Annotated in this window: 12 protein-coding genes; 7 read left to right on the top strand and 5 right to left on the bottom strand. The window is 59.5% G+C overall.

Translation table 11 applies throughout. The features are described 5' to 3' along the window. Positions 1 to 80: 80 nt before the first annotated feature. Both KW839_RS14020 and KW839_RS14015 read left to right on the top strand, forming a co-directional pair. On the top strand, positions 81 to 1,430 hold the full coding sequence (locus KW839_RS14020; protein ID WP_218424663.1) for a transporter substrate-binding domain-containing protein: 1,350 nt from the start codon (positions 81 to 83) through the stop codon (positions 1,428 to 1,430). A gap of 162 nt (positions 1,431 to 1,592) precedes the next feature. Continuing rightward, positions 1,593 to 1,880, top strand: a complete 288-nt coding sequence (locus tag KW839_RS14015; RefSeq protein WP_060539544.1) for a DUF3509 domain-containing protein — start codon at positions 1,593 to 1,595, stop codon at positions 1,878 to 1,880. Positions 1,881 to 2,083: 203 nt separating this feature from the next. Here the strand turns inward: KW839_RS14015 and KW839_RS14010 are convergent, their stop codons facing one another. Then, positions 2,084 to 3,283: a CaiB/BaiF CoA-transferase family protein gene (locus KW839_RS14010; RefSeq protein ID WP_218424662.1), complete on the bottom strand. Its 1,200-nt coding sequence runs from the start codon at positions 3,281 to 3,283 to the stop codon at positions 2,084 to 2,086. Between the two features lie 147 nt (positions 3,284 to 3,430). On the opposite strand from KW839_RS14010, the gene KW839_RS14005 reads away from it, so the two are divergent. The 3 genes from KW839_RS14005 to KW839_RS13995 all read left to right on the top strand — a co-directional run bounded on the left by KW839_RS14005 (position 3,431) and on the right by KW839_RS13995 (position 7,207). Then, positions 3,431 to 3,973, top strand: coding sequence for a YaeQ family protein (locus KW839_RS14005; RefSeq protein WP_007971297.1), 543 nt, complete (start codon positions 3,431 to 3,433; stop codon positions 3,971 to 3,973). A 66-nt stretch (positions 3,974 to 4,039) separates the two neighbouring features. Beyond that, on the top strand, positions 4,040 to 5,749 hold the full coding sequence (gene recJ / locus KW839_RS14000; RefSeq protein WP_060539546.1) for a single-stranded-DNA-specific exonuclease RecJ: 1,710 nt from the start codon (positions 4,040 to 4,042) through the stop codon (positions 5,747 to 5,749). A gap of 351 nt (positions 5,750 to 6,100) precedes the next feature. Next, positions 6,101 to 7,207 carry an NADH:flavin oxidoreductase/NADH oxidase gene (locus tag KW839_RS13995; RefSeq protein ID WP_060539547.1) on the top strand — a complete coding sequence of 369 codons (1,107 nt, stop codon included), beginning with the start codon at positions 6,101 to 6,103 and terminating at the stop codon, positions 7,205 to 7,207. Between the two features lie 66 nt (positions 7,208 to 7,273). Here KW839_RS13995 and glpD read toward each other — a convergent pair whose 3' ends face one another. The 4 genes from glpD to KW839_RS13975 form a co-directional block, all read right to left on the bottom strand. Continuing rightward, positions 7,274 to 8,812, bottom strand: coding sequence for a glycerol-3-phosphate dehydrogenase (glpD, locus tag KW839_RS13990; RefSeq protein WP_218424661.1), 1,539 nt, complete (start codon positions 8,810 to 8,812; stop codon positions 7,274 to 7,276). Positions 8,813 to 9,137: 325 nt separating this feature from the next. Beyond that, positions 9,138 to 9,893, bottom strand: a complete 756-nt coding sequence (locus KW839_RS13985; RefSeq protein ID WP_218424660.1) for a DeoR/GlpR family transcriptional regulator — start codon at positions 9,891 to 9,893, stop codon at positions 9,138 to 9,140. A gap of 95 nt (positions 9,894 to 9,988) precedes the next feature. After that, complete coding sequence (glpK, locus tag KW839_RS13980) at positions 9,989 to 11,494, bottom strand: glycerol kinase GlpK (protein WP_218424659.1); 1,506 nt, start codon at positions 11,492 to 11,494, stop codon at positions 9,989 to 9,991. A 74-nt stretch (positions 11,495 to 11,568) separates the two neighbouring features. Continuing rightward, a complete protein-coding gene (locus KW839_RS13975; RefSeq protein ID WP_218424658.1) occupies positions 11,569 to 12,420 on the bottom strand; it encodes an MIP/aquaporin family protein in 852 nt (283 codons plus the stop codon). Positions 12,421 to 12,791: 371 nt separating this feature from the next. Here KW839_RS13975 and ybaK point away from each other — a divergent pair, with 371 nt between their 5' ends. Continuing rightward, positions 12,792 to 13,262: a Cys-tRNA(Pro) deacylase gene (ybaK, locus tag KW839_RS13970; protein WP_060539551.1), complete on the top strand. Its 471-nt coding sequence runs from the start codon at positions 12,792 to 12,794 to the stop codon at positions 13,260 to 13,262. 92 nt (positions 13,263 to 13,354) lie between these two features. Next, the gene (locus KW839_RS13965; RefSeq protein ID WP_218424657.1) at positions 13,355 to 14,137 is read left to right on the top strand and encodes a PhzF family phenazine biosynthesis protein; all 783 of its coding nucleotides are present in this window, start codon (positions 13,355 to 13,357) and stop codon (positions 14,135 to 14,137) included. The last annotated feature ends 8 nt before the right edge of the window (positions 14,138 to 14,145 follow it).

The raw sequence follows: 14,145 nt of genomic DNA, 5'->3' as shown, positions 1-14,145 counted from the left end.
CGGGCTTTTTTGTTCCAGCATGCATACTTGTCATGTTTCGCCCATGAAGGAGAGGCGAGTGAATCACGAAGGACGGGGTAATGCTGGTTTCAAAAGGGTTCAAATCTGCCGCGCGCTGGCTGTTGTTAATGGCTGTTCTCGGGGCAGGGCAATGGGCGGTGGCGGCACAGTCGGGCAAGCCCCGTGCGTCAGATACCGGTACCTTGATCAAACTGGATGCACGGGAGCGGCAATGGCTTGCCGAGCATCCACGAGTGGTTGTCGCGTCTAAGCAGTATCCACGTTACCTGTTCAGGGACGCGGAGGGTCGGTGGAGTGGCTTCAACTACGATGTTCTTCAGCGCATCAGCGCCATGACGGGTCTGCAATTTGTCTATGACGAGTCGTTTTCCACCGGCCAGTTGCTGGCCAGGCTGGAAAACGGTGCGGCTGACATGAGCACGATCCTGTCAATGAATGATGAGCGTAAGGCACTCCTGGACTTCAGTCACGCCTTTGGCGGCGCAGCCTGGGTATTCGTCGGCCGTGCGCAGGCGCCTGTGGTGGAGTCGCTGGAACAACTGAAAAAAAGGGTGCTGGTGCTACCCAGCCAACATGCCCTGGAGCCCATCATTCGCCGTGACTTTCCGTCCATCGAGGTGCGTACGGTGAAAACCTACGCCGAGGCGAGGGCATGGGTCGAAAGCGGCGAGGCCTACGCCACTATCGAAAACGAAATCACCGCCCGGCTCTACCCGCCGGGCCAGCTCCAGGTCGGCCATGCAGTGGAAGGCACCTGGGCCGGTGATTATCTGGCGGTACGCAAGGGGCAGCCGCAGTTGTTGAGCATTCTCAACAAGGCGCTGGAAGCGTTCCCGCCCGCCGAGTTACGCGCGATACGGCATAAATGGTTCGAGACCCTGGCTCCTGCGCCACGACCCTCGACCTGGCAGCGGCTGAACCGGGAAAGTGGTTGGGGGCTGTTGCTGGTCAGTGTGCTCGCTGTGCTGTTGCTGCTGTGGAGTCGGAGGCGTGCGGTACTGGCGCGCCAGCGTCCGAGCGCCGAGAAAAAACTGCGCGATAAACTCGCCTTTCAGAATGCATTGATAGATGCCATGCCCGACCCGATGTTCGTCCGGGATCTGCAGGGGCGCCTGGTCATGTGCAACAAAAGTTATGAGGATGTTTTATCGACCCGCTTCGATCTGATTCAGGGGCGTCAGTTGACCGAAGTCGACGTCATGCCCAGGCACACCGCTGAACTGCTGCATAGCGAACTCATGGCTCAGTTGGCTGCACGCAGGGCGCGCTTCTGCGAGCGTCAATTGATGTTCAAGGATGGCATGAGGAACATCTATCAATGGTCGGTGCCGTTTTACAGCGCGGACGGGCAGTTGCGGGGATTGTTGGGAGGCTGGGCCGACATTGGTCAAAGGAGCCGACAGAGCTGATGCCGGCGTTTTTTCTCTGTCATGTTTGCCGTGCATGCTCTGTGGATGTGACGTACAGGTTCGCCTGCGCCCAGTATCCAGAACTTTCTTCTCGCGCCGGTGGTCATTTACTTTAGACACACCCCAGGCATGTTGTTTTCGAACTATTGAGTGGTGATCGGGATGGAAAGTATCAGCCTGTTGCTCGGCGAGGCGCTGAGCCCTTATCAAGTCATATTGACCCCGTCAGGTATCCATGGCGAATGCAGGGTCAGCCTGAAGAATCCACTCGGCGCCATCGTGGTGGAGCGGGAATTCAATCAGGCGCAGTTGAGTGACAAGCGTCTTTTGACCGATGTGGTCGATGGATTGCACCGCGACGTGCTGATCGCTGAAGGACGCCTGGAGCCCTGTGTTATCGCGGCGTTGCGTAATGCAGCCCAAGACAAGCTGCTGGCCAGCCGCAACTGAATCGATGCTTGCGGGAACCTTCCTGCGCGCAGGTCAGTCAGACCTTGTAACAGCAGGATCAAGCATTGTGCTCCGATGCTTGGCGCCTGCTGCTACTGGTCTTTAAGGCCAAGTTTGACCCCGGGTCGTCTCCCCACTTCTCGGGGTTTCTTTTGCCTGCGATTTGTCATGGCTGGAGCTTGTTGTCGAAAAACTCCGCCAGATCAGATGGCGCCGTCTTTGCGCAACTGGGCGATCTGCGACGCGTCATAGCCAAGTTCCTGAAGCACCAGTGCATTGTGCTCACCCAGTTGTGGCCCGACCCATTCGCATTCACCGGGAGTCTCTGAGAGTTTCGGTACGATTCCCGGCATCTTGAAGTCTTTGCCATCCGGCAGCTTGGCCTGCAGGAACATCTCCCGCGCCAGGTACTGCGGATCACAGAACATGTCTTCGGCGCTGAATATCCGGCTGGCGGGCACGTCAGCCTGGTTGAGCAGCGCCAGCACCTGGTCCAGCGGCAATGAATTGACCCAGCGATCGATGACCCCATAGATCTCGTCGCGACGGCTGTCGCGGCCATCGTTGCTGGCAAGTTGAGGATCGTCAGCCAGGTCCTCCCGACCGATGATCAGCATGAAGCGTTTGAAGATCGCATCGCCATTGGCGCCGATCTGCACGTGCTTGCCATCTGCGCTGGTGTGGATAGAAGAGGGGGTGATGCCCGGCATGATGTTACCGGTGCGTTCGCGGATGAAACCGAACACATCGAACTCCGGGACCATGCTTTCCATCATGGCGAAAATCGCTTCGTACAGCGCCACGTCCACCACTTGCCCCTGTCCACCGTTGACCTCGCGATGACGCAGGGCCATCAAGGCACCAATCACGCCCCAGAGCGCGGCAATCGAATCGCCGATGGAAATTCCGGTGCGCACCGGCGGCCGGTCTTCGAACCCGGTGATGTAGCGCAGGCCACCCATGGATTCACCCACCGCACCGAAACCGGGCTGATCTTTCATCGGGCCAGTCTGGCCGAAGCCCGATAGTCGCACCATCACCAGCTTCGGATTGAGTGCATGCAGCACGTCCCAGCCCAGGCCAAGTTTTTCCAGGACGCCAGGGCGAAAGTTCTCGATCAGGATGTCCGCTTCGCCAAGCAGTTTTTTCAGAATGGCCAGGCCGTCAGGATGCTTGAGGTTGAGCGTCAGGGACTTCTTGTTGCGTGCCTGAACGAACCACCACAAAGAGGTGCCTTCATAGAGTTTGCGCCATTTACGCAGCGGGTCGCCGCCGTCCGGGGACTCGATCTTGATCACTTCGGCACCGAACTCGGCGCAGATTCGTGAGGCAAAGGGGCCGGCAATCAAGGTGCCCAATTCGATGACTTTCAGACCGCAAAGCGGTTTGGAGGTGAGCGGCATACGAAATCCTGTAGGACAAAGGCTTAGCGAATACTGCGTTTTAACATAGCCGACTGTCAGACTCTCCCGCTTGATCGCCTTCGATTCGTGGAATGCCCGTCGCATCGGTTAGACTTGCCGCCTTTCCTCGTATCAAGAAGCCCGTTCATGGCCCAGCCGTCCACGACCTACAAGTTTGAACTGAACCTCACCGACCTTGACCGCAGCGTCTATGAGAGCGTCAAACAGACCATCGCCCGCCACCCTTCGGAAACCGAAGAGCGCATGACCGTGCGCCTGCTGGCCTACGCCCTCTGGTACAACGAGCAGTTGTCGTTCGGCCGCGGTCTGTCAGAAGTGGACGAGCCGGCCCTGTGGGAAAAAAGCCTGGATGACCGCGTGCTGCACTGGATCGAAGTCGGCCAGCCTGACGCCGAGCGCCTGACCTGGTGTTCGCGTCGCACTGAACGCACCAGCCTGCTGGCCTATGGCAGCCTGCGCGTCTGGGAAGGCAAAGTGGTTCCGGCAGTAAAGAATCTGAAAAACGTCAACATTGCCGCTGTGCCTCAGGAGGTCCTGGAGACCCTGGCCAAAGACATGCCGCGCGTGATCAAGTGGGACGTGATGATCAGCGAGGGGACGATTTTCGTCACCGACGACCGTGGTCAGCACGAAGTCCAGTTGCAGTGGCTGGCCGGTGAGCGCGGCTGATTTTTCGCCGTTGCACAGCGTCATCCGGTTTTATCCTACGTATTGAAGAGAAGCACCTGTCACCCCATGCGCATTGAACCTCGCCAGCTGCCCGACACCCTGCCATTTCTCGGTGATATTCCGCCGTTGTTGACCCGCCTGTACGCAGCGCGGGGCGTGCAATCGGAGGCTGAGCTGGACAAGAGCCTGGCGCGGCTGATTCCGTTCCAGCAGCTCAAGGGCATCGATGCCGCCGTGGACTTGTTGGTGACGGCACTCGAGCAGCGCCAACGGATTCTGATTGTCGGCGACTTTGACGCCGATGGCGCAACGGCCAGTACCGTGGGTACGTTGGGCCTGCGTCTGCTGGGTGCGGCGCATGTCGATTACCTGGTGCCCAATCGCTTCGATTACGGCTATGGCCTGACCCCGGAAATCGTCGAGGTTGCGCTGACCCGCGATCCGCAATTGCTGATCACCGTGGACAACGGCATCTCCAGCGTCGAAGGCGTGGCGGCGGCGAAAAAAGCCGGGCTCAAGGTGCTCGTCACCGATCACCACTTGCCCGGTGATGAACTGCCGCTGGCCGATGCCATCGTCAACCCGAACCAGCCCGGTTGCGCTTTCCCGAGCAAGGCTCTGGCCGGCGTCGGGGTGATTTTCTATGTACTGATGGCCCTGCGTGCGCGGTTGCGCGAGTTGGGTTGGTACGTGAGCAAACCACAGCCGAATATCGGTGAACTGCTGGATCTGGTGGCGTTGGGCAGCGTCGCCGACGTGGTGCCGCTGGATGCCAACAACCGGATCCTGGTGCATCAGGGCCTGGAGCGGATTCGCGCAGGGCGCGCCCGGCCGGGTATCAAGGCGATTCTTGAAGTGGCCAAGCGTGATCACACGCGAATCACCTCCACCGACCTGGGTTTCATTGTCGGCCCGCGCCTGAACGCGGCGGGGCGTCTGGATGACATGAGCCTGGGCATCGAGTGTCTGCTGACCGACGATGCGGCGACCGCCGGTGAAATGGCGGCACAGCTGGACGGCATGAACCAGGACCGCAAATCCATCGAGCAGGGCATGCAGCGTGAAGCGCTGGCGCAGCTCAAGGATTTGCCGGTGGAATCGATGCCGTTCGGTTTGTGCCTGTTCGATCCCGAGTGGCACCAGGGTGTCATCGGCATCCTCGCCTCGCGTATGAAAGAACGGTATTTCCGTCCGACCATCGCCTTTGCCGATGCTGGTGATGGCCTGCTCAAGGGGTCGGGGCGCTCGGTCCAGGGGTTTCATATTCGCGACGCCCTGAGCGTGGTTGCGGCACAACATCCAGATCTGATCACCAAGTACGGTGGCCATGCGATGGCCGCCGGGCTGACGCTGGCGCAAGAGAATTTTCCGTTGTTCGCCGAGGCCTTTGACGCCGAGGTGCGCCGGCAACTGCGCGAAGAAGACCTGACCGGGCGCCTGCTGTCTGACGGCACCCTGGCGGTGGAGGAGTTTCACCTGGAACTGGCCCGCGCCCTGCGCCACGCCGGCCCGTGGGGGCAGCACTTCCCCGAGCCGCTGTTTCACGGGGTGTTTCAGTTGGTCGAGCAGCGTGTCGTCGGCGAGCGCCATCTCAAAGTCGTGCTGCGCAGCGAATGCGGTTCGGTGAAGCTCGATGGCATCGCTTTCGGTATCGACCGCGATATATGGCCGAATCCGACGATCAAGTGGGTGGAACTGGCCTACAAGCTCGACCTGAATGAGTTTCGTGGCAATGAGACGGTGCAGTTGATGATTGCCCACATCGAACCTCGATAGGCCGCTGCACACCTTTTGTGGCGAGGGGGCTTGCCCCCGCTCGGCTGCGCAGCAGCCGCAAAGTGATTCGACACGGTCGACCTTGCGTAAATCGACAGCAGGTTTGGGGCCGCTTCGCAGCCCAGCGGGGGCAAGCCCCCTCGCCACAAGATCTGAGCTTGAAGAGTTGTTTCAATTCTTGAACCCTCCCACAACCCCGGTTGTCGACTAGGCTCTAATCACTGCTTGATTGGCCTTGTGACGTCTTGTCGAATTTTTTGCCCGCGGGGGCGGGTGTTGTACCTCTTTCCTGTCACTCGTCGACTATTCAAACAGAACCTGGAGCCTGCCCACTGATACGAGAGGTGCCCCATGAGTCTGCTGCTTGAACCCTATACCCTTCGCCAATTGACCCTGCTTAACCGCATCGCGGTATCACCGATGTGCCAGTATTCCAGTGTCGACGGCCTGGCCAATGACTGGCACCTGGTCCATCTCGGCAGCCGTGCGGTCGGCGGGGCCGGGCTGGTATTTACCGAAGCCACGGCGGTCACCGCCGACGGGCGCATTACCGCCCAGGACCTCGGCCTGTGGAATGACGAACAGATCGAACCCTTGCAACGCATCACCCGCTTCATCGCCGCTCAGGGCGCTGTAGCCGGCATTCAACTGGCGCATGCCGGGCGCAAGGCCAGCACCTATCGGCCGTGGCTGGGCAAGCATGGCAGCGTGAAGCCGGATGAGGGCGGCTGGACTCCAGTCGGACCTTCCCCGATAGCGTTCGACCCGCAGCACACCCAGCCGCGCAAACTGGATGAAGGCGAGATCGCTGAGGTGGTTCAAGCCTTTGTCGATTCCGCCAAGCGCGCCCTTACAGCAGGTTTCAAAGTGGTCGAAGTCCACGCTGCCCATGGGTACCTGCTGCATCAGTTTCTTTCACCGTTGAGTAATCAGCGGCGTGACCAATACGGTGGCTCGTTCGAAAATCGCATTCGGTTGGTGCTGGAGGTGACCGCAGCGGTGCGTGCGGTGTGGCCTGAGGAGTTGCCGGTGTTCGTTCGTGTCTCGGCCACCGACTGGGTAGAGGATGGCTGGAACCCGGATGAAACCGTGGAACTGGCCCGTCGTCTGAAAGATCTCGGCGTGGACCTGATCGACGTCTCGTCGGGCGGGACGGCGGCAAATGCCGAAATCCCCATAGGGCCCGGTTACCAGACCCGCTTCGCCGAGCGTGTGCGCAAGGAGTCAGGCATCGCCACCGGCACGGTCGGCATGATCACCGAGCCGGCCCAGGCCGAGCATATTTTGCGCACCTGCCAGGCGGATATCATCTTCCTGGCTCGAGAGTTGTTACGCGATCCATATTGGGCATTGCACGCGGACGATGATCTGGGTGGGCGCAAGGCCGTCTGGCCGGCGCAATATCAGCGGGCGACCCATCGTGAGCAGCCTATTCACGAGTCAGACCTGCGCGACTGAAGTTGGTAAATCGACAAAGCCCCTGAATCGTGAGGTTCAGGGGCTTTCGTTTATTCCAATGATCAATCAGGCCGCTTCGATCTTGCTGCGGTTCTGTTCGACCTTGTTCAGGTAGTCCTTGAGCTTGTCCTGCTCCGCTGCCGTGGTGAATAACCCGAGCTTGCTACGGCGCCACAGGATGTCGTGGGCGCTGCTTGCCCACTCTTCACTGCACAGGTAATCGATTTCGCGGGTGTAGAGACCGCCGCCGATGTGCTCGCCCAGGTCGCCGAGGTCTTGTACGCCTTCGAGCATGCGCCAGGTGCGGCTGCCGTAGGTGGTGGCCCAGCGGCGGGCGATTTCCGTCGGGACCCAGTCGAACCGGTCACGGATGCCCGAGCTCAAGGCCTGCGGGGTGGTCATGTCTTCACCGCCCGGCAGTGTGGCAGTGGCGGTCCAGCTCGGCTGAATGTGCTTGAAGTACGGAGCCAGTTGCGCCAGCGCCGACTCGGCCAGTTTGCGGTAGGTGGTCAGCTTGCCACCGAATACCGACAGCAACGGCGCTTCTTCGTCAGAACCCGACAGCGCCAGGGTGTAATCGCGGGTGACCGCTGACGGGTTGTCGGACTCGTCATTGCACAGCGGCCGCACGCCGGAATAGCTGTGCAGGATGTCTTCGCGACCGATCTGTTTTTTGAAGTGGGCATTGACCACGTTCAACAGGTATTCGGTTTCGCTGTCAGTGATGGCCACCTTCGCCGGATCGCCGGTGTACTCGCGGTCGGTGGTACCGATCAGGGTGAAATGATTCAGGTACGGAATGGTGAACACAATGCGCTGATCTTCGTTTTGCAGGATGTGCGCGTGTTCGCCTTCATAGAGTTTCGACACGATCAGGTGGCTGCCCTGGATCAGGCGGATGCCGTATGGCGACTCCATTTTCAGGTCGTCGCGGATGAATTTTGCGACCCAGGGGCCGGCGGCGTTGACCAGCGCCTTGGCGCGGATGGAAAACAGGCTGCCGTCGGCGCGCTCCAGGTGCAGGTGCCACAGGCCCTTGGCGCGCCGAGCGCTGACGCAGCGGGTCTGGGTGTGAACGTGGGCGCCTTTTTCCCGGGCCGCCATGGCGTTCAGGACCACCAGGCGCGCGTCGTCCACCCAGCAATCGGAGTATTCGAAACCTTTGGTGATTTCGCTTTTCAACGCGCTGTCCGGGCCGAACTTCAGGCTTTTCGAGCCTTCCAGTTGTTCCCGTTTGCCCAGGTTATCGTAGAGGAACAGGCCGGCGCGGATCATCCAGGCCGGACGCAGGTGTGGCCGGTGGGGCAGCACGAAGCGCATCTGCTTGACGATGTGCGGCGCCTTGGTCAGCAGCACTTCACGTTCGGCCAGGGCTTCGCGTACCAGGCGGAATTCGTAATGTTCCAGGTAGCGCAGGCCGCCGTGGATCAGTTTGCTGCTGGCCGACGAAGTGTGACTGGCCAGATCATCCTTTTCGCAAAGGAACACCGAAAGCCCGCGGCCCGCGGCATCCGCTGCGATGCCCACGCCATTGATCCCGCCACCGATGACGGCAATATCGTAGACCTCGGCGAGTGGGGGCGTAGGCAGGGTAGAAGTGGGCATCGGCAAGGCCTCGGGCTTTTTGATTTTCTGTATTTGAATTCGAACATGGATGTTCATATTCGAAAATATTAGCCGATAAAGACGCGCGCAACCAGTCCGTTTCGATTGAGAATACTCATCGAAGGAGGGTTAAAGGAAAATTTACGAACATTTTGATGCGCGTTAAGGTGCAAGAGTGATTTTGTATGCACGATCGACTGCGCGAGCAAGCCCGCTCCCACAGTGTTCAATTGTGTTCACAGGTTTTGTGATCGACACAACACCTAAGGTGGGAGCGGGCTTGCCCGCGATGGCGGCGCAACAGGCGCCGAAGATCTGGGGGGGCTTAAACGACTTCCAGGCGAATCTTGTGTTGCGTCAACAACTGCGCCAATGCCGGCGAAGGCTGCTGATCGGTGACCAGGCAATCAACCAGGCTGATCGGGCCCAGGCGAATCATGGCGTTGCGCCCGAACTTGCTGGAGTCCGCCGCCAGGATCACCTGTCGGGCGTTGGCAATGATCGCCTGGGACACCCGCACTTCCTGATAGTCGAAGTCCAGCAGGCTGCCGTCTTCGTCGATGCCGCTGATGCCGACCAGGGCGAAGTCGACCTTGAACTGGTTGATGAAATCGACACTGGCCTGGCCGACCACGCCACCATCGCGGCGCACGTTGCCCCCGGTCAGCAGCACATCGAAGTCGTCCTTGGCGCTGAGCATCGAGGCCACGTGCAGGTTGTTGGTGATGATCTTCAGGTGGCTGTGGTTGAGCAGGGCCCGGGCAATCGACTCGGTCGTGGTGCCGATGTTGATGAACAGCGAGGCATGGTCGGGAATCTGCGAGGCAATGGCTTCGCCAATACGCTGCTTTTCATCGCGCATCTGATCGGCGCGCATGGCGTATGCGGTGTTCTCGACACTGGAGTCGTAGGCGGCGCCACCGTGGTAGCGACGCAACAAATTGGCTTCCGCGAGCTGATTGATATCGCGGCGGATGGTTTGCGGTGTAACAACGAACAGCGTGGCCATTTCCTCGATGCTGACATAGCCGCGCTCGCGGACCAGTTCGAGGATTTGCTGCTGACGGGGAGGCAGATTCATGGGGCTTCCTTTGGGCTGCCGGGCAAAATTTGCCCATGATGCCGCAGGAATCCGCTCCCTACCAGTTACAAGCCTTTACAAGTTCTCAGACGGACTTATTCAGCACTTTCGTGGGGCTCCCAGTCGCGGGTCCGGCTGACCGCTTTTTTCCAGCCTGCGTAGAGTTTTTCCTTCGCGGCCTCCTCAAGGGTCGGCTCGAACTTGCGCTCGATGACTGCCTTGCCACGCAGTTCTTCCAGGCTGCCCCAGAAGCCACAGGCCAAGCCTGCCAGGTAGGCGGCGCCGAGTGCTGTGGTTTCACGCATTTGCGGACGCTCGACCTGGGTGCCGAGAATGTCGGCCTGGAACTGCATGAGGAAATTGTTCGCTACCGCGCCGCCGTCCACGCGCAGGGCCTTGAGGCGTTCGCCGGAGTCTTGCTGCATGGCGTCGAGCACGTCGCGGGTCTGGTAGGCAATCGACTCCAGCGCGGCACGAATGATGTGGTCCACGCGTACGCCACGGGTCAGGCCGAACAATGCGCCACGGGCATACGGATCCCAATACGGCGCGCCAAGCCCGGTAAACGCCGGCACCAGGTACACGCCGTTGCTGTCCTTGACCTTGTTGGCAAAGTATTCGGTGTCGTGGGCGTCGTTGATGATCTTCAGTTCATCGCGCAGCCACTGCACCGTGGAGCCGCCATTGAATACGGCGCCTTCCAGGGCATAAGCCACCTCGCTACGCGGGCCGCAAGCGATGGTGGTGAGCATGCCGTGACTGGACTTCACGGCTTTGTCGCCGGTATTCATCAGCAGGAAGCAGCCGGTGCCGTAGGTGTTTTTCGCCTGGCCAGGCTCAACGCACATCTGGCCGAACAGGGCGGCTTGCTGGTCACCGGCGATACCGCCGATGGCGATGCCGCTTTTGGTGTGGCCATAGATTTGCGACGAGGGCTTCACCTGCGGCAGCATCTCCCGCGGTATATCCAGTAGCTCCAGCATCTTCGCGTCCCACTCCAGGGTGTGGATGTTGAAGAGCATGGTGCGCGAGGCGTTGGTGTAATCGGTGACATGCACCTTGCCGCCGCTGAATTTCCAGATCAACCAGCTGTCGACGGTGCCGAACAGCAGTTCACCGTTGCGCGCGCGTTCGCGGCTGCCTTCGACATTGTCGAGGATCCACTTGAGCTTGGTGCCGGAGAAGTACGGGTCGGTGACAAGGCCCGTGGTATCGCTGATGTACTGCTCGTGGCCGTCGCGCTTGAGCTGTTGGCAGATTTCCGTGCTGCGCCGGCATTGCCAGACGATCGCATTGTAGATCGGGCGACCGGTGTTCTTGTCCCAGACCACGGTGGTTTCGCGCTGGTTGGTGATGCCGATGGCGGCCACCTGGTCATGATGCAGGCCGGCTTGTGCCAGGGCTTCGACCATGACGGCACTCTGGGTGGCGAAGATTTCCATCGGGTCGTGTTCGACCCAGCCGGCTTGCGGGTAATGCTGTGCGAATTCCCGTTGGGCGGTGCTGACCACGTTTGCATCGCGGTCGAAAATGATCGCGCGGGAGCTGGTCGTACCCTGATCGAGGGCAATGATGTAGTTCTTATTCTGGGTGTCGGTCATGTCGATTGCCTTGGACGAATAAGGGAGTGAAGTCTGGCGCGTGCTCGAATGGGCAGGATCATGCGCCAACGGTATCAAGAAGTTCGTGGTTTGCCGTCAATGGCCGTAGATGCATCCTTTGTAGCAGGTATGGCGCTGGGCAGATGACGGGCAATCAGCCCGCGATAAGCGGCAGCGCCGAGGCAGGCACCGACAATCGGTGCAAAAACCGGAATCAGGAAATACGGAATGTCGCGTCCGCCAGTGAAGGAAATTTCACCCCAACCGGCAAGGAAAGTCATCAGCTTGGGGCCGAAGTCGCGCGCGGGGTTCATCGCGAAACCGGTCAGTGGCCCCATCGAACTGCCGATCACCGCAATCAGCAGGCCGATCAACAGGGGGGCCAATGGGCCTTTGGGCAAGCCGTTGTTATCGTCGGTCAGGGACATGATCACGCCCATCAGGATGGCGGTAATGATCAGCTCGACCAGGAAAGCCTGGGCGGTGGACAGTGCAGGGTTGGGAAAAGTGGAGAACACCGAGGCCAATTCGAGGCTGGCCTGCGTGCCACGAACCATATGGTGGGTTTGTTCGAAATCGAAGAATAGATTGCTGTAGAGCGTGTAAACCAACATTGCGCCGCAGAAGGCACCGGCCACTTGGGCAATGATGTAGAAAGGCAGTTTGCGCTTTTCGAAGTCAGCGAAAATGCTCAGGGCAATACTCACGGCAGGGTTCAGATGAGCCCCGGAAACTCCGGCGGTCAAGTAGATCGCCATGCTCACACCGATGCCCCAGATAATACTGATTTCCCACAAGCCGAAACTGGCACCCGCGACCTTGAGCGCGGCAACGCAGCCTGTACCAAAAAATATCAGCAGCGCAGTACCCAGGAACTCGGCCATGCATTGGCTCGAGAGTGATGGTTGTTGTAAAGCCGTTGTCATTGAAACCTCAATTCTTTTTGTTGTCTGGCGCTGCTTTCCATCATGGTCAAAGCGCGTTTTTTACCGGGGCAGGATCCCCATTCTGGTCCCGGTTTGATGCTGGGTGCTGCAGTGCGTAATTTGTATGGTTTTCAGAAACGAAAAAATATAGACAAGAAACACTGCTGTCAAAGGTCGAAAGTGAACTATTGGGCACAAAGAAACTATTCGTCGCATGGATGAACGAATCTCCGGGGTCCACGTTTTTCTCGAATGTTGAGGATTGAAGCCTTGGCAGGCTGCGGATTCAGGGGCGCTATAGAGCCTTTTACTGATCAATGTCCTAGAATCCGGCGCAGGATTTTTCTTCTGCCGCCCAGTCTGGAGCTGTCATGACCCCCGCATTGGATTTGTTGAAAAAGGTTCGGGCCGAACACCGCGTGCACAGTTACGAACATGACCCCAAGGCCGCCTCCTATGGGCTGGAGGCCGCGGAAAAACTCGGCCTCGCCCCGGCGCAGGTGTTCAAGACGCTACTGGCGGCCAGCGAGAAAGGCGAACTGTTGGTGGCGGTCGTGCCGGTGGCTGGAACCCTGGATTTGAAAGGGCTGGCCCATGCAGCCGGGGTAAAAAAAGCCGAAATGGCCGACCCGGCCGCTGCCCAGCGGTCCACGGGTTATCTGTTGGGAGGGATCAGTCCGTTGGGCCAGAAGAAACGCCTGCGCACCTTCATCGACAATTCGGCTCAGCCTTTTGCCAGCATTTTTGTCAGTGCAGGTCGGCGCGGGCTGGAAGTTGAGTTGGCACCGGCCGTGCTGGCCGAACATACCCAGGCGAAATTTGCCGACATCGGCCGCGCTTGAGGCGTGCTGTAGGGTGAAAATCAGGCTGCTCTGTCACTGGTGCCGGTTTGCCGGGCATAGCATGCTGGGTGATCAGACAAGGGGAGAAGGTTATGCAGCTTGAATTTCATCAGGTCGATGCATTCAGTGATCGGCCGTTCAGTGGCAACCCGGCCATGGTGTATCGGCTCGATACCTGGCTCGCCGATGAACTGATGCAGAAAATTGCCGGTGAACACAATCTCGCTGAAACCGCCTTCGTGGTACGCGAAGGGCAGGGCTGGCACATCCGCTGGTTTACCCCGACGACTGAAGTGCCGTTGTGCGGGCATGCGACGCTGGCGAGCGCGTATGTGCTGTTTGAAGTCTATAGAGAGCCGGTCGAGCGCCTGGACTTCACCAGCAAGTCCGGCCCCCTGAGCGTGACCCGCGAGGGCGGGTGGTTATGGTTGGACTTCCCGGCCATCTTGCAGACGGAATTAGCCGAGACCCTGGACGTCGAGCGTGCGCTCGGGGTGAAAGCCGTTGAAGTGCTCAATTCGAATGAGTTGTTTGTAGTGCTGGAGTCCGAGCAGGCCGTGCTCGATTGCCAGCCAGACATGGCTGCCCTGGCGAAACTGCCGTGGCTGGGCGCGATTGTCACAGCCCGGGGCAAGCAGCACGATTTCGTTTCTCGCTACTTCGCTCCGGCGATTGGTATCAATGAAGACCCCGTGACGGGGTCGACCCATTGCCTGCTGATTCCGTACTGGGCGAACCGGCTGGGCAAGTCGCAGCTGACGGCTTATCAGCGTTCTGCGCGCGGTGGCGAGTTGTTCTGCAGGCTGGAAGGGGAACGGGTGAAGATTGGCGGGAACGCGACGTTGGTGGCGCGTGGAACGCTGATGTTGGGCTGACGCAAAAC

It is taken from the genome of Pseudomonas sp. PDM31 (assembly GCF_019218965.1).
Taxonomy (GTDB): domain Bacteria; phylum Pseudomonadota; class Gammaproteobacteria; order Pseudomonadales; family Pseudomonadaceae; genus Aquipseudomonas.
Note: the sequence above shows the minus strand (reverse complement) of the source record. Positions and strands in the feature narration are given on the sequence as shown.